At 69.5% G+C, this 18,528-nt stretch carries 13 protein-coding genes, 1 tRNA gene and 1 pseudogene; 4 read left to right on the top strand and 11 right to left on the bottom strand.

What is annotated here, in order from left to right; translation table 11 throughout:
• Positions 1-227: pseudogene (locus CEK68_RS13225) on the bottom strand (formylglycine-generating enzyme family protein); the annotation flags it as partial.
• Positions 228-378: 151 nt separating this feature from the next.
• Between CEK68_RS13225 and rnd the strand changes: the two are divergent.
• Positions 379-1,464 (top strand): ribonuclease D, encoded by a 1,086-nt coding sequence (gene rnd / locus CEK68_RS13230; RefSeq protein ID WP_017913345.1) that lies wholly within the window; start codon positions 379-381, stop codon positions 1,462-1,464.
• Between the two features lie 104 nt (positions 1,465-1,568).
• Here rnd and CEK68_RS13235 read toward each other — a convergent pair whose 3' ends face one another.
• Complete coding sequence (locus tag CEK68_RS13235; RefSeq protein WP_017917624.1) at positions 1,569-1,973, bottom strand: H-NS family nucleoid-associated regulatory protein; 405 nt, start codon at positions 1,971-1,973, stop codon at positions 1,569-1,571.
• 230 nt (positions 1,974-2,203) lie between these two features.
• Here CEK68_RS13235 and CEK68_RS13240 point away from each other — a divergent pair.
• Positions 2,204-2,279: transfer RNA gene (locus tag CEK68_RS13240), tRNA-Ala, on the top strand.
• A 193-nt stretch (positions 2,280-2,472) separates the two neighbouring features.
• Here CEK68_RS13240 and CEK68_RS13245 read toward each other — a convergent pair.
• From CEK68_RS13245 to CEK68_RS13265, 5 genes are all read right to left on the bottom strand, one after another.
• Positions 2,473-2,655: a hypothetical protein gene (locus CEK68_RS13245; RefSeq protein ID WP_043092554.1), complete on the bottom strand. Its 183-nt coding sequence runs from the start codon at positions 2,653-2,655 to the stop codon at positions 2,473-2,475.
• Between the two features lie 84 nt (positions 2,656-2,739).
• Positions 2,740-3,261, bottom strand: coding sequence for a chemotaxis protein CheW (locus CEK68_RS13250; RefSeq protein WP_152239655.1), 522 nt, complete (start codon positions 3,259-3,261; stop codon positions 2,740-2,742).
• A gap of 11 nt (positions 3,262-3,272) precedes the next feature.
• Entirely contained in the window at positions 3,273-4,955 is a 1,683-nt protein-coding gene (locus CEK68_RS13255) for a CHASE3 domain-containing protein (protein WP_148828933.1), read from the bottom strand.
• Positions 4,956-5,036: 81 nt separating this feature from the next.
• Positions 5,037-6,704: a methyl-accepting chemotaxis protein gene (locus CEK68_RS13260; protein WP_150411363.1), complete on the bottom strand. Its 1,668-nt coding sequence runs from the start codon at positions 6,702-6,704 to the stop codon at positions 5,037-5,039.
• 441 nt (positions 6,705-7,145) lie between these two features.
• Positions 7,146-11,489, bottom strand: coding sequence for a DEAD/DEAH box helicase (locus tag CEK68_RS13265; RefSeq protein WP_152239656.1), 4,344 nt, complete (start codon positions 11,487-11,489; stop codon positions 7,146-7,148).
• A 544-nt stretch (positions 11,490-12,033) separates the two neighbouring features.
• On the opposite strand from CEK68_RS13265, the gene CEK68_RS13270 reads away from it, so the two are divergent.
• Positions 12,034-12,354, top strand: coding sequence for a DUF3175 domain-containing protein (locus CEK68_RS13270; protein WP_152239657.1), 321 nt, complete (start codon positions 12,034-12,036; stop codon positions 12,352-12,354).
• Positions 12,355-12,462: 108 nt separating this feature from the next.
• Complete coding sequence (locus CEK68_RS13275) at positions 12,463-13,806, top strand: EAL domain-containing protein (RefSeq protein WP_152239658.1); 1,344 nt, start codon at positions 12,463-12,465, stop codon at positions 13,804-13,806.
• 360 nt (positions 13,807-14,166) lie between these two features.
• Here the strand turns inward: CEK68_RS13275 and pnp are convergent, their stop codons facing one another.
• The 4 genes from pnp to rbfA form a co-directional block, all read right to left on the bottom strand.
• Entirely contained in the window at positions 14,167-16,275 is a 2,109-nt protein-coding gene (gene pnp, locus CEK68_RS13280; RefSeq protein WP_043092562.1) for a polyribonucleotide nucleotidyltransferase, read from the bottom strand.
• A 164-nt stretch (positions 16,276-16,439) separates the two neighbouring features.
• The gene (gene rpsO, locus CEK68_RS13285) at positions 16,440-16,700 is read right to left on the bottom strand and encodes a 30S ribosomal protein S15 (RefSeq protein WP_003467392.1); all 261 of its coding nucleotides are present in this window, start codon (positions 16,698-16,700) and stop codon (positions 16,440-16,442) included.
• Positions 16,701-16,907: 207 nt separating this feature from the next.
• Positions 16,908-17,834 carry a tRNA pseudouridine(55) synthase TruB gene (gene truB, locus CEK68_RS13290; protein WP_043092563.1) on the bottom strand — a complete coding sequence of 309 codons (927 nt, stop codon included), beginning with the start codon at positions 17,832-17,834 and terminating at the stop codon, positions 16,908-16,910.
• Between the two features lie 201 nt (positions 17,835-18,035).
• Positions 18,036-18,449, bottom strand: a complete 414-nt coding sequence (gene rbfA / locus CEK68_RS13295) for a 30S ribosome-binding factor RbfA (RefSeq protein ID WP_152239659.1) — start codon at positions 18,447-18,449, stop codon at positions 18,036-18,038.
• Between the last annotated feature and the right edge of the window lie 79 nt (positions 18,450-18,528).

The raw sequence follows: 18,528 nt of genomic DNA on the forward strand, positions 1-18,528 counted from the left end.
CGCGCCTGCGGCAGGCCGCTGCGCGTCAGGGTCGGCAACGGCGGCTGCCAGCGCGCCACGGTCTCGGCCGCATCCTCGCCGCCGATGGTCACGCTGGGCGCCTGCACCGGCTTGGCCGGCGCCGACTGCGTCGTAGCGGTGGCGGTGGCAGCGGCGGTCGCAGGCGCGGTCTCGGCGGCCGGCGCCGACGGCTGCCGCGCACAGCCGACCAGCGCTGCCGCAAGCATGCTCCAGACCATCACAACGCCGCTGCTGCGCACTTTTCCTCCGAACCATGGACCTTGCGACGCCATCCCGTCCGGCGCGCCGTGCGGCCGGCGGAGCGACGTTAGGCTATTCTCGCCTGCCTGAGCAAACCCTGCAGTCAACGGAAATCACGTGCCTTACTGGATCAAGCAACCTGCCGAGCTGAGCGAACGGCTGGCGCAGCGACCGGCCCGCATCGGCCTGGATACCGAATTCGTCCGCGAACGCACCTATTGGCCGCAACTGGCGCTGGTGCAGATGGCGGTGGGCGACGAAATCCTGCTGATCGACCCGCTGATCCCGGGCATGCCGCAGGCGCTGGCGCCGTGGCTGAGCGACCCGGACATCCTCAAGATCATGCACAGCGCCAGCGAAGACCTGGTCGCCTTCAAGTGCGCCTGCGGCACCCTGCCGCGGCCGCTGTTCGACACCCAGATCGCCGCCGGCCTGGCCGGGCTCGGCGCCGGCATGGGCTACCAGAAGCTGGTGCTGGAGATCACCGGCGTGCACCTGGCCAAGGGCGAGACCCGCTCGGACTGGCTGCGCCGCCCGCTGTCGCCGGCGCAACTGGAGTACGCCGCCGACGACGTGCGCCATCTGTTCGCGCTGCACGACAACCTGCAGGCGCGGTTGCAGACCCTGGAGCGCGGCGACTGGCTGCACGAGGACGGCGAACGCCTGCTCGGCACCGTCGAGCACGACGACGGCGAACGCTGGCCGCACCTGGGCATGCGCTCGGCGCAGTTCATGGACCGCCCCGCGCAACTGCGCCTGCTGCGCCTGTTGCGCTGGCGCGACGCGCAGGCCCGGCACAGCGACAAGCCGCGCAGCTGGATCCTGGACAACGAACTGGCCGCCACCCTGGCGCGCTTCCCGCCGCAGGACCAACCGGCCATGCTGGCGCTGTTCGACAAACACCCCAAGGCGCCGCGCAAGCTCAGCGATGCGGTGTGGCAGGCGCTGACCACCCCACTGGCCGACGAAACCGACGCCCCGCAGGCGCTGGCCGCCAACGACGACAACAAGGCCGCGCTGAAGCGGCTGCAGGACGCGGTGGCCGCACGCAGCGCCGAACTCGGCCTGCCCGACGGCCTGCTGGCCTCGCGCAAGCACCTGGAAGCCCTGCTGGAGAGCGCGCAATGGCCGGCGCCGCTGGCGGGCTGGCGCCGGCGCGAACTGGAACCACGGCTGCAGCCGCTGCTGGCGGCCACACGCTGAGCGGGCGCGGCCGGGCCGATCGCGCCGCCCCGTCCGCGCAGCGCGATCGGGTCAACGATCGGGCATAAAAAAAGGCCAGGAATTCCTGGCCTTTCTTCGTTCGCTCAATACTTGAAGAGCGGGAACTTCAGATCCGGGTGGCGCGCCTTCCATTCGTTGTAGGCGGCGGTGCCTTCCCAGGCGGCGAACGCCTTCGGCGTGCGACCGCGGCCGGACCAGGTTTCGCCGGTGTGCGGCAACTGGTACTTCGGCTTGACCTCGCTGCGGCCGCCGGCGGACTTGCTGCTGGCCGGCTTGGACGCCGCGCTGGTCACGTAGGCGGCGATCTCGTTGCGCTGCTTGGCGCTGAAGAACTCGGCGAACTGCTCCAGCAGCGACAGCACATTGGCGTGCGCCGCATTGGTTTCGCCCTCGCGCGCCTGCCGCTCCTGCTCTTCCAGCTTGCGCATTTCTTCCTGCAGCTTGGCCTTGGCTTCGGCGATCTGTTGCAAGTTGCGAACTTCCGTCATGTGTAAAAGACCTGTCTTTAGTAAAAGGTGTGAAGCGGACGGTATATTTCGTCCGGAACGAAATCACCGCGGGGGATTTCGGCTGTCGAGTATATCGACTCCATGCGCGCGCTGTAGACAAAAGGCGAACACGTTTTCCGGCCCGACCGGTCCCCTGCCCCGGCGCCGCCGATGTTGCACTGCCCCCTTGGCACGCGGCCCCGTGCCCAGTTACACTACGCGTCTGATGTGGGGCGGTAGCTCAGCTGGGAGAGCGTCGCGTTCGCAATGCGAAGGTCGAGGGTTCGATCCCCTTCCGCTCCACCATCTTGCCGTCTTCGACGGTGCAAACGAGGTCAGACAGCCACCAGGCTCTCTGGCCTTTTTTGTTGGCCGAGCTTGGGCCTGGCCGCGCTCGATCGCGCGGGGTGCGCCGTCCGCTGGCGCGCCAGGCAGTCCTTGGCCGTCGTCCTGACGGAACGGGAAGCGGGATGCACTCCGCTCCTCGCCGCCGCATCGCTCAGTCGTGCCCGTCCTGCGCCGCCTCGCCCTGGCCGGAGCGCGGGCCGCGCTCGTGCGCCTCGCGCAGCTTCTGGTCTTCCAGGCCCGGCCGCTGCTTGGCGGTGTCGTCCTGGGCACGGTCCTGCCGGCCCTCGTGGATGCCCTGCTGCTTGCCGGACTGGGTGGTCTCGTCTTTTGCCATGGTCTGCACCTCGCTGGGGCGGATGCCCGTTCGCCGCCACCCTAGCGGGGCCGCCGTGATGCATGGATCACGGCCTACCTGACGTCACGCCGCCAGCGCCGCTGCGCCGGCCTCGGCGATGTCGTCGCTGCGCAGCAGCCGCGCGCGGTCCAGCAGGATCACCAGCCGATCCTCCAGCTTGCCCATGCCCTGCAGCAGGTCGCGGCGGATATCGCTGCCGAAGGCCGGCGGCGCCTCGATCTGCTGCGGCGGCAATTCCAGCACCTCGTTGACCGCATCCACCAGCAGGCCGAAGGACTGCGCGCCGCCGCCCTCGTCGGTGGCGGCGCTGGCGATGACGATGCAGCTGCGCCGGGTGACCTGGCTGGGCCCGCGGCCGAGCCGCGACTGCAGGTCCACCACCGGCACCACCGCGCCGCGCAGGTTGATCACCCCGCGCACGCAGGCCGGCATGGTCGGCACCGGGGTGGGCGGACGGTACTCGATGATCTCGTGGATGCCGGCGATGTTGAGCCCGAACAGTTCGCGGTCCAGCTGAAAGGTCAGGAACTGCCAGCCACCCTGCGGCGCGTGCTCGGCCGCGCTCTCGTAGCGATCGTTGTGCATGTTCTTCCCCCTCAGAAGTTGACGAACTGGCCTTCGTCCGGCGCATCCGCCAGCGCGTAGGCCGGCACCGGGCGCGCACGCGGGCGCAGGGCCTTGCCGGCGTTGCGCAGCGGCCGGGTGGCGGCCGGCCTCGGCGCCACCGGCGCGGCGCGGCGCGGCGCGGCCAGGTCCTGTTCGCGACTGAGGCGGAAGAACCCCATCGCCTGCTGCAGCGATTCGGCCTGGGTGCTCATCTGTTCGGCGGTGGCCGCCAGTTGCTCGGAGGCCGCCGCATTCTGCTGTGTGGTCTGGCTGAGCTGGGACACCGCCAGGTTGATCTGGGTGACGCCGGAGGACTGCTCCTGCGAGGCCGAGGCGATCTCCTGCACCAGATCCGAGGTCTTCTTGATGCTGGGCACGATGGTGCCGAGCAGGCTGCCGGCGCGATCGGCCAGGCCCACGCTGCTGGCGGCGACCTCGCCGATCTCTTGCGCCGCCACCTGGCTGCGCTCGGCCAGCTTGCGCACTTCGGCGGCGACCACCGCAAAGCCCTTGCCGTGCTCGCCGGCGCGCGCGGCCTCGATCGCCGCGTTCAGCGCCAGCAGGTTGGTCTGGTAGGCGATGTCGTCGATGATGCCGATCTTCTGCGCGATCTGCTTCATCGCCTGGGTGGACGCCAGCACCGCGTCGCCGCCCTCCACCGCTTCCTTGGCCGCCTGCGCCGACATGCCCTCGGTGACCTTGGCGTTGTCGGTGTTCTGCGCGATGGACGCGGTCATCTGCTCCAGCGAGGCGCTGGTCTCCTCCACGCCGGCGGCCTGCTCGGTGGCAGCCTGGCTCAGCGACTGCGCGGTGGCGCTGACTTCCTCGGACGAACCGGCCAGCGACTGCGCGCTGGCATTGACCTCGCCCACCACCTCCGCCAGTCGCTCGACCATCGCCTGCAGCGCCACCATGGCGCTGGTGCTGTCGTTGGCGCGGGTCGGCACCTGCACGGTGAGATCGCCGCGCGCGATCCGCGAGGCCACTTCCATCACCGTGCTCGGCTCGCCGCCAAGTTCGCTCATCAGCGACCGCGCGATCAGGAAACCGATCAACGAGGCACACAGCGCCGCGACCAGGCTGCCGACGATCAGGGTCAGGTTGGTGCGCTGCTGCAACTGCTCGGCCTCGGTGGCGCGCGCAGCGAGCAACTCGCTCTCGGCGCGGCGCACTTCGGCCATGCGATCGCGCATGGCGTCCATGTAGGCCTTGCCCTTGGAAGCACGCACCGCAGCGGTCAGCGCCTCCATCGTCGCCTGGCCATCGTTGACGTTCTTGCGCAGCGCGATCTGCGGATGCACCGCCTGGCTGAGCCATTGCGCCTGGGTCTGCTTCAGCGCGTTCAGGCGCTCCTGCTGCTTGGGGTTGTCGGCGGTCAGCTCCTGCGCCGTGCGCAGGTGGCTTTCGAAGCTGGCGACGCCGTCGCGGTAGGGCTGCAGGAACGCGTCCTCGCCGGTCAGCGAGAAGCCGCGCGTACCGGTCTCGATGTTGATCAGGCTGCTAAGCGCGGCATCGACTTCGGCGATCACCTTGTAGGTGTGGGTGTTCCAGTAATTGGCCTGCGACAACGCGGACACGTTGAAGTAGGCCACGCCGGCCAGGGCCAGCAGGATGCACAGGACCACGGCGAAGCCGCCGTAGAGCTTGGTTGCGATTTTGAGATTCTTCAGCACGGCACTCTCCCGACAATGGGCAGTTGTGACAACGACAGCGACACAGAACTGGCGGCGCGGCAGGCGCCGCCAGGGAATGGATCAGGCGCGGCCCAGCAGCGCTTCGCTGCGGTCGCGATTGCCTGCAACGGAACGGCGCGCGGCGACGGATGGCGCACGCGGCGCCCAGCGCGAGCCAGCCGCACGCAGCGGCGCCACCGCCTCGCCGTCGTCCAGCGCGTGCGTGGCGCGGCGCGTGCCGGCGGACAACTGGAAGAACGCCATGCTGTCCTGCAACTGCACGGCCTGCGTGCTCATCGATTCGGCGGTGGCCGCCAGCTCTTCGGAGGCGGTCGCGTTCTGCTGGGTGATCTGGCTCAGCTGCACCACCGCCGCATTGATCTGGGTGACGCCGGACGATTGTTCCTGCGAGGCGGCAGCGATCTCCTGCACCAGGTCCGAGGTCTTCTTGATGCTGGGCACGATGGTCTCCAGCAGCTGACCGGCCTTCTCCGCCAGTTCCACGCTGGAACCGGCGACCTCGCCGATCTCCTGCGCGGCCACCTGGCTGCGCTCGGCCAGCTTGCGCACTTCCGCGGCGACCACCGCGAAGCCCTTGCCGTGCTCGCCGGCGCGCGCAGCCTCGATCGCCGCGTTCAATGCCAGCAGGTTGGTCTGGTAGGCGATGTCGTCGATGATGCCGATCTTCTGCGCGATCTGCTTCATCGCCGCGACCGTGGCAACCACCGCCTCGCCGCCCTCCAGGGTTTCCCGCGCCGCCTGCGCGGCCATGCCGTCGGTGATCCTGGCGTTGTCGGTGTTCTGCGCGATCGAGGCGGTCATCTGTTCCAGCGAGGCGCTGGTCTCTTCCACGCCGGCGGCCTGTTCGGTCGAGGCCTGGCTCAGCGACTGCGCGGTGGCGCTGACTTCTTCCGACGCGCCGGCCAGGCTCTGCGCACTGGCGTTGACCTCGCCGACCACCTGCTGCAGCTTCTCGACCATGCGCTGCATCGCCAGCAGCAGCTGTGCGGTCTCGTCGCGGCCGCGCACCTCGATCGACATGCTCAGGTCGCCCTCGGACAGCGCATTGGCCACGCTGACCGCCTTGCCGATCGGCCGGGTCACGCTGCGGCTGATGAACACGCCCAGGCCCACGCCGAGCAACACGCCGCCGATCACGATGGCCAGCATGGTGCGGGTGCTGCTGGCATAGATCGCGTCGGTGGCGTCGTTGGCACGCGCCGCGTTGGCTTCCTTGGTTTCGCTGAGTTCGGACATCAGCGCATCCAGTTCGTCGGAGCTGCTGCGCACGCCCTTCGACAGGTCCGCCAGCTGCGCATTGCCCTGCGGCAGCGGCTCGCGCATCACCGAGTCGACGAACTGGCCGCGCCGCTCCAGGTAGGTCTTCCACACCTGGTCGAAGCGGGCCAGCTTGGCCAGCGTGGCCGGGTCGTCGAACGAGGTCCTGGCCTTGTCCATGTGCTCGACCACCTTGGCGGTGTACTTGTCGAGACTGGCGATGTGCTTGGCGCGATCCTCCGCCGTACTGGCCAACTGCAGGTTGGCGCGCGACCGGCCGGCGTTGATCAGATTGATGTTGGCCTCTTTCAGGTGCGACAGGCCGAGCAGCTCGCGCTCGTACAGCACCGTGGCGTAGTCGTTGATCCGGCCCGAGTTGCGGATGCCGACCCAGCCGATGCACGCGCCGATCGCCGCCACGATCAGGAACGCCGCCGTCAGCCTGACTCCGATTTTCATATTGCCCAACATGGTGTACCCCGATTCTTTGTGTGCGTCCGGTTGCGCAAGTGAGCGCCTCCAGCCGTCTTCCGCAGCGCCTCGCGGAGTGGACACACTCGCTCTGAGGAGAGCGAGGACGCTGCGCCGCAACGTCTGTGCGTGAGGGCTATCGGCGCCATCGACAGCGCCTTTAAATCGCGTGAAAACTGCGGAATTCCGCATAGCGCAAGCGCTGCGGCGACGTTGCATGAATGCGCAACGGGCATTGCGGCGCAGCACTCGACGCGTGTGAAGAAAGCGCCTGGACGTCTGCGGCGCGGATGCCGCAGTTGTTCTGCAATGGCAGATGACCCCGGTTTTGCACCGAAGGCGAAGTGGGATACCAACCCCTTTAATTTGTAGACAGAATGTGAAAGCGGCGCCGATATGCCCGCCCTCGCAGTGCGCGAGCGCATGCATGGCGCCGCGTCTTCACACCATCGGCAGCGCCGCGACCGTACGTCGTTCCGCCGCGGTGGCTCCGCGCAACAAGCGCTGCGCGCGCACGCGTTCCTCGGCATCGAGCTGCTGCAGCGCCTCGAAACGCTCGCCGACCCAGCTCGCCATCGGCACGCCGTCGCGGTACAGCACGCGCGCGCCCGCCACGCGTGGCAGCCGCGTGCCCGGGAGCACGCTGCCGAGCAGATTGGCCGGATCGGCGGCGGCCACGCACACCCAGGTGCCGTCGCCAGGCTGGCGGCGCAGTTGCCGCAGCAGACCGATCGCCTCCGGCAGGGCGAACTGTTCGCCGGACAGGCCATCGATGAAGCGCCCGCCGCGGATCTCGCCACGCGCCTCCAGGCGCTGGTAGACCCGCAACAGCTCGCGCCACGGCGGCAGCCATGCCGCCTCGCGCTCGAGCAGGCGCCAGCAGACCACGCCGTAGCGGCGCAGCAGCGTCAGCGCGACGTGCTCGACCGCCTCGCTGCGCGCGGCCGGGTCCTCGGCCTCGGCGCCGGCCCGCAACAGCGCCCAGCGCCCGGCATCCTGGATGCCGCCGTACAGCGCCATGCGCGGCCGCCGCCGCGACAGCGCCGACGGGCGCTTCGATGCCGGCACCAGCAAGGCGCGCAGGCCGGCGTAGCTGTCGCAGTGGACCCGACCGGCGGCGACCAGCTCGGCCAGCGCCGTCTCCAGTTCGGTGGAGAGCAGGCGGGTGGCCGCGGCGATCTCGTCGAAGAACGAGGCGCCATGCGCCGCGAGATGGTCGGCGACCTTGCGCGCGCGCGAGCCGAGCGCATCGGCGTCCGGCGCTGGCGACAGCCGCGACCACTGCCCGGCGCTGCGCCGCGGCAGCAGCAGGATCGGCGTGCTGCGCAGCGTCGGCGCGGCGCCGCCAGCGCCGGGGCGCAACCGCGTCCACAGCGTGCGGCCGGCACTGCAGGCCTCGTCCAGCCAGGCCTGGCGGTAGTCGCGCACCCGCGCAGGCAACAGTTCCGCCTCCCACAGCGCAGCCGCGGCCTCCACGCCCTCCAGTTGCGCCAGCACCGCGGCCAGCGCTTCGGCGCCCTCCACCTGGCCCTGTGCGTCCAGATGCTGCCAACGGAACAGGAAGCGCGCGTAGTCGCGCGGCGCCACCGGCTCGATCTCGCGGCGCAGGCGGCCGAGGGTGTAGCGGTGGATGCGTGCCAGCAGGTGCCGCTCGCACCACTCCTCGGCATCGGCGTCGGCACTGAACCGACCACCGAGCACATAGCCGTCCTGCTGCAGCGCAAGCAGCCCGGCCTGCACCTCGCGCAGCGGCAGGTGCAGCGGCGCGGCCAGCGTGGCCGCAGTGACCGGCCCCAGGCCTGCCAGCCGGCAGCGCAGCAACTCGCGCAGCGCGCTGTCGCGGTCCCAGTCGGCCACCGCGTAGCCCTCGGGACTGGCGATGGCCGGCCGCGCGCTGGCCTGCGGGTACAGCGGCGCCACCGCCGCCAGCGCTTCGGCCGTCACCCACAACGCCGCCGCGGCGCCGTCGACGCCGTGCAGGCAGGTGGCGCGCGCGTCGGCAGCCAGTTCATCCAACCACTGCCGCCACTGCGGCTGCGCGGCGGCCTCGTCCACGCTCACCACCCCGAGCGTGAGCAGCGCCTCGTGCATCTCGTCGCGGCTGCGCGGCTGCGGCCAGGCCTCCTCGCGCACCGCGTCGATCGCCTGCGGGTCCAACTGGCCGAGCTCGTCGGCGCTGTGCGGATCCTGGTAGCGGCGACTGTGCACCGCCTGGGTGCGCCGCTCTTCCAGCGGCGCGTCGTCGAGAAAGGCATAGGGCCGCGCGTCGAGCGCCTCGGCCGCCAGCGGCGAGGGCGCGGTCAGCTCGCGCGCCAGCACGCGCACCTCGCCGGCCTCGATGCCGCGCAGCAGCTGCAGCCAGCCGTCGCTGTCCATCGCCTCGTCCAGGCAGTCGCGCAGGGTCTGCGCCACCAGCGGGTGCTCGGGAATCTCGCGCTCGCCGACCAGGTTCTCCGCGCAGGCCACCTGGTCGGGAAACACCGTGGCCAGCAGATCCTCGGACTTCATCCGCTGCAGTTGCGGCGCGACCTTGCGCCCGCCGGTGAAGCGCGGCAGCGCCAGCGCGTTGGTGGCGTTCCAGCGCCAGCGCACGCCGAACAGCGGCGCGTCCAGCAGCGCCTGTACCAGCACGTCCAGCGCCGACGCGGCGCGCAGATAGCGTGCCACCTCGTCCAGGGCGAAGCTGTGCCGGGTCGACAGCGACAGCACGATCGCGTCCTCGGTCGCGGCCGCCTGCAGCTCGAAATTGAAGGTGCGGCAGAAGCGCTTGCGCAGGGCCAGGCCCCAGGCGCGGTTGATGCGGCTGCCGTAGACGCTGTGGATCACCAGCTGGGTGCCGCCGGTGGCATCGAAGAAGCGTTCCAGCACGATGCACTGCTGGGTCGGCAAGGCGCCCAGCGCCGCATGCGCGCGGCCCAGGTAATCGACGATCTGCTGCGCGGCGGCGGCGTCCAGCGCCAGCGGGCCGCACAGCCACTGCAGCGCCTGCGCCGCGCCGCCCTGCTCCAGCGCCTGCGCGACTTCGGCCCGCAGCCGCGACACGCCGAGCGACAGCGCGTCGCTGCGCCCGGGCGCCTCGCCGATCCAGAACGGGATGTTGGGCGGTGCGCCGCGCGCGTCCTCCACCCGCACCCGCCCCGCTTCCACGCGCAGGATGCGGTAGCTGGCGTTGCCGAGCTGGAACACGTCGCCACCCAGGCTCTCCACCGCGAAATCCTCGTTGACCGTGCCGATGGTCTGCGCCTGCGGCTCCAGCACCACGCTGTAGTCGCCGGTCTCGGGGATGGTGCCGCCGGAGGTGAGCGCCGCCATCCGCGCGCCGCGGCGCTGGCGCACGCGGCGATGCACCGCATCGCGATGCAGGTAACCGGCGCGCGGCCCCAGCCGCGTGCTGAAGCCTTCGCTGAGCATGCGCAGCACCGCGTCGAACTGCGCGCGCGGCAACGCCGCATACGGCCAGGCGCCACGCACCAGCGCGTACAGCGCGTCTTCCTCCCACTCCTGGCAGGCCACCTCGGCGACGAGCTGCTGGGCGAGCACGTCCAGCGGCGCATCGAGCATGCGCAGCGCATCCAGTTCGCCGCGGCGCACGCAATCCAGCAAGGCCGCGCACTCGACCAGGTCGTCGCGCGACTGCGGAAACAAGCGCGCCTTCGGCGTGCCGCCCACCGCGTGGCCGGAGCGGCCGGCGCGCTGCAGGAACGCGGCGATCGAACGCGGCGAGCCGAGCTGGCAGACCAGGTCGACGTCGCCGATGTCCAGGCCCAGTTCCAGCGAGGCGGTGGCCACCAGCACCTGCAGCTCGCCGGCCTTGAGCCGGCGCTCGGCGAGCAGCCGGGTCTCGCGCGCCAGGCTGCCGTGATGCGCCGCCACCGCCTGCGTGCCGAGCAGTTCGCCCAGGTGCCGCGCGGTGCGCTCGGCCATGCGCCGGGTGTTGACGAACACCAGGGTGGTGCGGTGCGCGCGCACCAACTCGGCCAGGCGCGTATACGCCTGCTGCCACTGGTCGGCGGACATGGTCACGCTGAGCGGCGTCGGCGGCACCTCCAGCGCCAGGTCGCGGGCACGCGCATAGCCGATGTCGACGATGGCGCAGTCGGCAACGCCGTCGTGCACCGCGGCGCTGCCGACCAGGAAACGCGCGACCGCCTCGATCGGCTTCTGCGTCGCCGACAGGCCGATGCGCAGCGGCGGCACCTCGCACAGCTGCTGCAGGCGCTGCAGCGACAGCGCCAGATGGCTGCCGCGCTTGTTCGCCGCCAGCGCGTGGATCTCGTCGACGATCACCGTGCGCACGTGGCGCAGCGTCTCGCGCCCGGACACCGAGCCGAGCAGCACGTACAGCGACTCCGGCGTGGTCACCAGCACATGCGGCGGGCGCCGCCGCGCCTGCGCGCGCTCGCGCTGTGGGGTGTCGCCGGTGCGTACCGCGGTGCGAATGGACACATCCGGCAAACCCAGCGCCGCCAGTTCGGCGCGAATGCCCTGCAGCGGCGCCTCGAGATTGAGCTGGATGTCGTTTGAAAGCGCTTTCAGTGGCGACACGTACAACACCTGGGTACGGTCCTGCAGGCCGCCTTCACGCAGGCCTTCGCGGACCAGCGCATCCAGCGCGGCCAAAAATGCCGTCAGGGTCTTGCCCGAGCCGGTCGGCGCGGCGACCAGCGTATGCCGTCCGGCCTGGATCGCCGGCCACGCCGCCGCCTGCGCCGGCGTGGGCGCCGCGAAACGTTGCTCGAACCAGCGTGCAACGGCGGGATGGAAGCGCGCCTGCGCCAACGACATGCGATCTCCTTGTGTCAGCGTCGCAACCAACCTGGGGCGCGCCGACGATGCCGCCTGTGCGGATTGTCCAGCTGGATGTCTTGCGCCATTTTCTCGGCAATGAAAATGGTGACGTTATCCAGGCAATCAAGCGCAACCTCGCGCGAGCCCTGTTTTTAGGGGTTTTTCCATTAAGCGTTCATCGAACGACATAATGTCTACCACTCGCTCCGCGTAGCGCGGTTATGTTGTCGACGGCGTCACGTATCCCGGCCTAGCGTTTGCGCATCACGCACAAGCTTCGCTTCTGGGAACGGAATGCGGCACGGCAACACCAGCGAACAACGGCATCGCCCATCACGCGCGCGGGACGCTCCACGACCCGCACACGCGATCGCGGCGGCGCGCGTTCGCGCCGCGTCCGCCTTCCTCTCCCTTCGACGTCGAACTGCCGTCGCCTCGCGGCGTGCGGCAGCGATGGCGGCGGCATCCGCCATCGGGTCCTGCACTGTGGGACTGCGCATGCGTTGTACCTCTCCACCGCCATCGCCAAGGAGCATCACCAATGGCACAGAGCAGCCCGTCACTCTCCAGCACCGACCTCAACCAGCGCCGCGGCAGCGACGCGCAACAGTCGCTCGGCATCGCGCCGAACGTGTTCGAAGGCAACGATCCGGCCGCGATCGCGCGCGCGCTCAAGCAGTCGGCCGACCTGCACGCCCGCCGCCGCACCGGTCCGTATCGCTCGGCCATGTCGATGCTGACCTTCTACATCAATCGCGCCGGCGACCAGTTGCCGGCGCAGCGCCGCCAGATCCTGGAGCAGGCCAAGGACGAGTTGCGCAGCCTGTACGGCAAGCCGCGCAAGGGTGGCGCTGGCGATTGAGCACGCGCACGCGCGCAGCGTGATGGAGCGATCAGTTCCGCACGCTGTCTGGGCGAAGCGCGCGCCGCGCGATTGCCGTCCTCCGACGCACTGCCACATGATGCGGACATGGCCAAGGCATCCGACATTTCGGACCTCATCCAGCACGCCGCCGCGACCCAGGACGACGCGGCGTTGCTGTCGCGCATCATCCTGGCGCAGGGCGAAATCGCCGCGGCCGGCGGCGATCCGCTGCAGGTGGTCGACGTGGTCACCCGCCGCGCGCAGGAGCTGACCCGCTCCAATGGCGCCGTGGTGGAGATGTGCGACGGCAAGGACATGCTGTACTGGTCGGCCAGCGGCGTCGCCGAGCGCCACCTCGGCCTGCGCCTGCCCAGCAACGGCAGCCTGTCGGGGCTGTGCATGCGGACCGGCGAGGTCTTGCGCTGCGACGATTCGGAAGTCGATCCGCGCGTGGACCGCGCGGCCTGCCGGCGCATCGGTTTGCGCTCGATGCTGGTGGTGCCGCTGCGCTACGGCGACCGCAGCATCGGCGTGCTCAAGGTCCTCGCGCCGCAACCCAACGCCTACAGCGCACAGGACGTGCGCACGCTGGAATTGCTGGCGACCCTGGTCGGCGCGACGCTGGCGCTGGCGATGGACCGCGCCGCACTGCAGACCGACATCGCGCGCCGCCAGGATATGGAGAAACACGCATTTCGCGAGAAGGCGGCGATCGCCACCCGCATCCGCGAAACCATCGCCGAGACGCGCCTGCAGATCGTGACCCAGCCAGTGCTGGCGCTGGCATCGCAACGCATCGTCGGGGTGGAAGCACTGTCGCGCTTTCCGGCCAATCCGGCGCTGCCGCCGCTGCGCTGGTTCGACGATGCCAGCCGGGTCGGGCTGGGCCTGGATCTGGAGCTGGCCGCCGCGCGCAAGGCGCTGGAGCTGCTGGCGCAGTTGCCGGCGCCGCTGTATCTGGCGATCAACGTGTCCGCACCGACGCTGCTACATCCGCAACTGCAGGCGTTGCTGCACGGCCACGACCTGTCGCGGATCGTGCTGGAAATCACCGAACAATTGCAGGCGCCGGACTATCCACGCCTGTCCGAGCACATCGGCCTGCTGCAGCGGCAGGGCCTGCGCATCGCCCTGGACGACGCCGGTACCGGTTTCGCCAGCCTGCGCCATCTGCTGCACCTGGCGCCGGACATCATCAAGCTGGACCTGACCCTGACCCGCGGCATCGACGCCGAACCGCGCCGGCAGCGGCTGGCGATGGCCATCCTCTCCTTCGCCGCGGAAACCAATGCCGACGTGGTCGTCGAAGGCATCGAGACCGAGAGCGAACTGGCGACGCTGCAGGCGCTGGGCGCGCGCTACGGCCAGGGCTACCAGCTCGCCCATCCCGGACCGCTGTCGGCGCATCTGGCACGCTATCCGGCGATCGAAGACGGCAGCAGCGGCTGAGAACGCCCACCGCAGGCGCGGCGCTGGTCCCCGGTTCGGGATCATCCCCCCAGGCATTCCCAAGATCGCCATGCCGGCCTGGTCGCGGCTGAAGCCGCTCCTGCGAAAGCGTGCGCTACGGACGCGCGCCCCCCCTCGCCGCCCCTGGGCCGCTGTCAGCGCAATCTGCAGATGCTCTCCAGCGATCGCTGGCAGCCTCGGCCAAGTCGCGGGCCAAATGCTCCGTCTTCCTGTGCAGGAGCGGCGTGAGCCGCGACAGGACGTCACCGTTGACGCCGCGTCGCGGCTACGCAAACGTCAGGCAAGAAAAAAGCGGGCCGAAGCCCGCTTTTTCCTGGAACGACGCTGGCAGCGTGCGGCTTATTCGGCCGACGCGCCCTCGCCTTCTTCCACGGCCTTCATCGACAGGCGGATGCGGCCCTGCTTGTCGACTTCCAGCACCTTGACCTTGACCACGTCGCCTTCCTTCAGCTTGTCGCCGACCTTCTCCACGCGCTCGCTGGAGATCTGCGAGACGTGCACCAGGCCGTCCTTGCCCGGCAGGATGGTCACGAACGCGCCGAAGTCCATGATCTTGGCGACCTTGCCTTCGTAGATGCGGCCCGGCTCGACGTCCGAGGTGATCTGCTCGATGCGCGACTTGGCGGCCTGCGCGGCGATCGCGTTGACCGAGGCGATGACGATGGTGCCGTCGTCCTGGATGTCGATCTGGGTGCCGGTTTCCTTGGTGATCGCCTGGATGGTCGAACCACCCTTGCCGATCACTTCGCGGATCTTGTCCGGGTGGATCTTGATCGTCAGCAGGCGCGGCGCGTAGTCGCTCAGCTCCGCACGCGGGGTGGTCAGCGCGCTGGCCATCTCGCCGAGGATGTGCAGGCGGCCGGCCTTGGCCTGCGCCAGGGCCTGCTTCATGATCTCTTCGGTGATGCCTTCGATCTTGATGTCCATCTGCAGCGCGGACACGCCGTCGGCGGTACCGGCGACCTTGAAGTCCATGTCGCCCAGGTGATCTTCATCGCCCAGGATGTCCGACAGCACCACGAAGTCGTTGCCTTCCTTCACCAGGCCCATGGCGATACCGGCCACCGGCGCCTTCACCGGCACGCCGGCGTCCATCAGCGCCAGCGACGAACCGCAGACCGAAGCCATCGACGAGGAACCGTTGGATTCGGTGATTTCCGAGACCACGCGGATGGTGTACGGGAACTCTTCCATGGTCGGCATCACCGCCAGCACGCCACGCTTGGCGAGGCGGCCGTGGCCGATTTCGCGACGCTTGGGCGCGCCGAAGCGGCCGCACTCGCCCACCGAGTAGGGGGGGAAGTTGTAGTGGAACAGGAAGTTTTCCTTGTACTCGCCGGAGACCGCGTCGATCACCTGGCCATCGCGGGCGGTGCCCAGCGTGGTGACCACGATCGCCTGGGTCTCGCCGCGGGTGAACAGCGCCGAGCCGTGGGTACGCGGCAGCACGCCGGCCTGCACGCTGATCGGGCGCACGGTGTCCAGCGCACGGCCGTCGATGCGCACCTTGGTGCTCAGCACCGAACCGCGCATGGTCTGGTATTCCAGCTCGCCGAATTCCTTGGCCAGGTCGGCAGCGACCCAGTTCTCGGCGGTGGCGCGCGGCGCCAGCTGCGCCAGCACGTCCTTCTTGATCGCGGCGATGGCGTCGCGGCGCTGCAGCTTGTCGCGCACCTGGAACGCGGCGGCCAGTTGCTCGCCGACGGCTTCCTTCAGCGCGGCGATCATGGCCTCGTTCTTGGCCGGGGCGACCCAGTCGGACGGCTTGGTGCCGGCTTCGACGGTCAGCTCGTTGATCGCATTGATGACCTTCTGCATCTCGCGGTGGCCGAAGGTGACCGCGCCCAGCATCACTTCTTCCGACAGCAGCGCGGCTTCGGACTCGACCATCAGCACCGCGTTGGCGGTACCGGCGACGACCAGCTCCAGCTGCGACTCCTTCAGGTCCGACACGGTCGGGTTGAGGATGTATTCGCCGTTCTTGTAGCCGACCTTGGCGGCGCCGATCGGGCCCTTGAACGGGGTGCCGGCCAGCGACAGGGCGGCCGAGGCGCCGATCAGCGCGGCGATGTCGCCGTCGATGTCCGGGTTCATCGACATCACCGTGGCGATGATCTGCACTTCGTTCTTGTAATCCTCCGGGAACAGCGGACGGATCGGACGGTCGATCAGACGCGAAATCAGCGTCTCCTTCTCGGTCGCACGGCCCTCGCGCTTGAAGAAGCCGCCGGGGATGCGGCCGCCGGCGTAGAACTTCTCCTGATAGTCGACCGTCAGCGGGAAGAAGTCCTGACCTTCGCGCGCGCTCTTGGCGGCGACGGCGGTGACCAGCAGTACGGTGTCGTCCATCTTGACGATGACGGCACCGCCGGCCTGGCGGGCGATCTCGCCGGTTTCGAGGGTGACGGTGTGCTTGCCGTACTGGAAGGTTTTGGTGATTTTTGCCACGGGGTTTCCTTGGATGATGCTGTCTGCAAATGGACCGCTGACGGCCCATGCCGCTGGCGGGTGGCCGGGAGGATCCGGCCGGTGGCGCGGAGCGATCCCCGGGCCACGGTACTACCCAAAACAAAACCGCGGCGCATCGCTGCGCCGCGGTGGGGTTCGTTGACTCAGCGACGCAGGCCGAGCTTCTCGATCAGCGCCTTGTAGCGCTCGCCATCCTTCTTCTTCAGATAGTCGAGCAGGCTGCGGCGGCGGTTGACCATCTGCAGCAGGCCGCGGCGGCTGTGGTGATCCTTCTTGTGGGTCTTGAAGTGGCCGGTCAGCAGTTCGATGCGGGCGGTCAACAGGGCGACCTGGACTTCCGGCGAACCGGTGTCGGCAGCGCCGCGCTTGTTTTCTTCGATGACTTTCTGGGTGTCGATGGACATGGGATTTTTCTCTGAGATGCGGGGCCGGCAGGAACGTGCAGAGGACGCACCGCCTGGCTCGCCGATTGCGAAGGATTGCGCCGGAGCGCAGCGTGCCGGAAAGGCCGCGAAATTGTACCGGCCTCGGCCCGGAGGAACAAGGCGTTAAGACCGCGTCATGACTGAACGACAGTCAGGTAACACCTCGCTCGCGCGACCGCCGTGCGGTCACGGATTGAACATGCGCTGCGGCGCCAGCAGCCCGCTCGCATCCACCTGGCCCAGGCCCAGCGGGACGCCGTCGGCGTCGAACACCGCCGCTAGGCCGGGCGCCCAGGCTGGATCGCGCAGGCGCTGGCCCATGCGGAAGCGCTGCGCCGCAGCATGCTCCAGGCGCAGCGGCGGAAAATCGGCCAGGCCGGCGGCCAGCGGCAGCACCAGCGCCTCCAGCGCCGCCGGATCCTGCGCGGCCAGGTGCTGCAGGTGCTCCAGGGTAACCATCTGCGGGTTGCGGAACGGTTCCACCCACAGCCGCCGCAGCGCGGCGATATGTGCGCCGCAGCCCAGCGCCTCGCCCAGGTCGCGGGCCAGGCTGCGGATATAGGTACCGGATCCGCAGGCCACGTGCAGACGCAGGCGGTCGCCGGCGTGGGCGAGCACGTCGATCGCATGCACCTCGACCTCGCGCTCCGGCGCTTCGATCGCCTCGCCGCGGCGCGCCTTGACGTACAGCGGTTCGCCGCCCTGCTTGAGCGCCGAGTAGATCGGCGCACGCTGGCGGATGCGCCCGCGCAACGGCGCCAGCGCCGCCTCCAGGGTCGCTGCGTCCAGCGGCGGCACCGGTCGGGTCCGCAGCACCGCGCCCTCGGCATCGTCGCTGTCGGTGGTGACGCCGAGCACGACCTCCGCTTCGTAGGCCTTGGCCGACCCGAGCAGCAGCCCGGCCAGCTTGGTCGCCTCGCCGAAGCACAGCGGCAGCAGGCCGGTGGCGAGCGGATCCAGGCTGCCGGTGTGACCGCCCTTCTCCGCACGGAACAGCCGCCGCGCCGCCTGCAGCGCCGCGTTGGAACTCATGCCGATCGGCTTGTCGAGCAGCACGATGCCGTCGAGGCGACGGAAGACGATACGAGGCAGGCGCGGGCCGAAGACGGGCATGGGGGGTTGGGCGGGGATTCGGGATTGGGGATTCGGGATTGGCGGATCCGACCCCGGCATGGCGCGGGCGAACGGCACGCATGGAACAGCGTGACGCCAGACGGATGAAAGAGCGCCGCGATCGCGACTGCGAAACGGACGCTCGCGTTGGGCGCCCGCACTCGAACACTGGACGCCGACGCCGCGGCGTCGGCAGCGGACTCAGCCCTTGCGCGGCGCCGTGTCGGCGTCGTCGGCGGCATGGCCGTCGTCGTCCTGCGCCTGCTGCAGTTCCGGCATGTCGCGCAGCAGATTGTCGATGCGCTCGCCGCGATCGACCGAATCGTCGTAGTGGAAATGCAGTTCGGGCACGTGGCGCAGCTTCATCGCCCGCGCCAGCTCGCTGCGCAGTTGCGGCGCCAGTTCCTTCAGGCCCTTGACCGCCTCGGCCGAGCGCTCCTGCATCAGTGCGGTGACGAACACCTTGGCATGGGCAAGATCGCGGGTGACTTCGACGTCGGACACACTGACCGACGGCAGGCCGTGATCGCGCACGGCCGCATGCACGATCGTGCCGAGGTCGCGCCGGATCTGCGCAGACACGCGATCGGTACGGTGAAAGGATTTGGTGGGCATAGCGAAAATCTCTCTGTTCGGAATAAAGAAATCGGGAAGGGTCTGGAACGAGCGACGCACCTGCAGCGCCCCGCTCTTC

Origin of the sequence: Xanthomonas sp. LMG 12461, assembly GCF_009192935.1 — a bacterium.
Taxonomy (GTDB): Bacteria; Pseudomonadota; Gammaproteobacteria; order Xanthomonadales; family Xanthomonadaceae; genus Xanthomonas_A; species Xanthomonas_A sontii.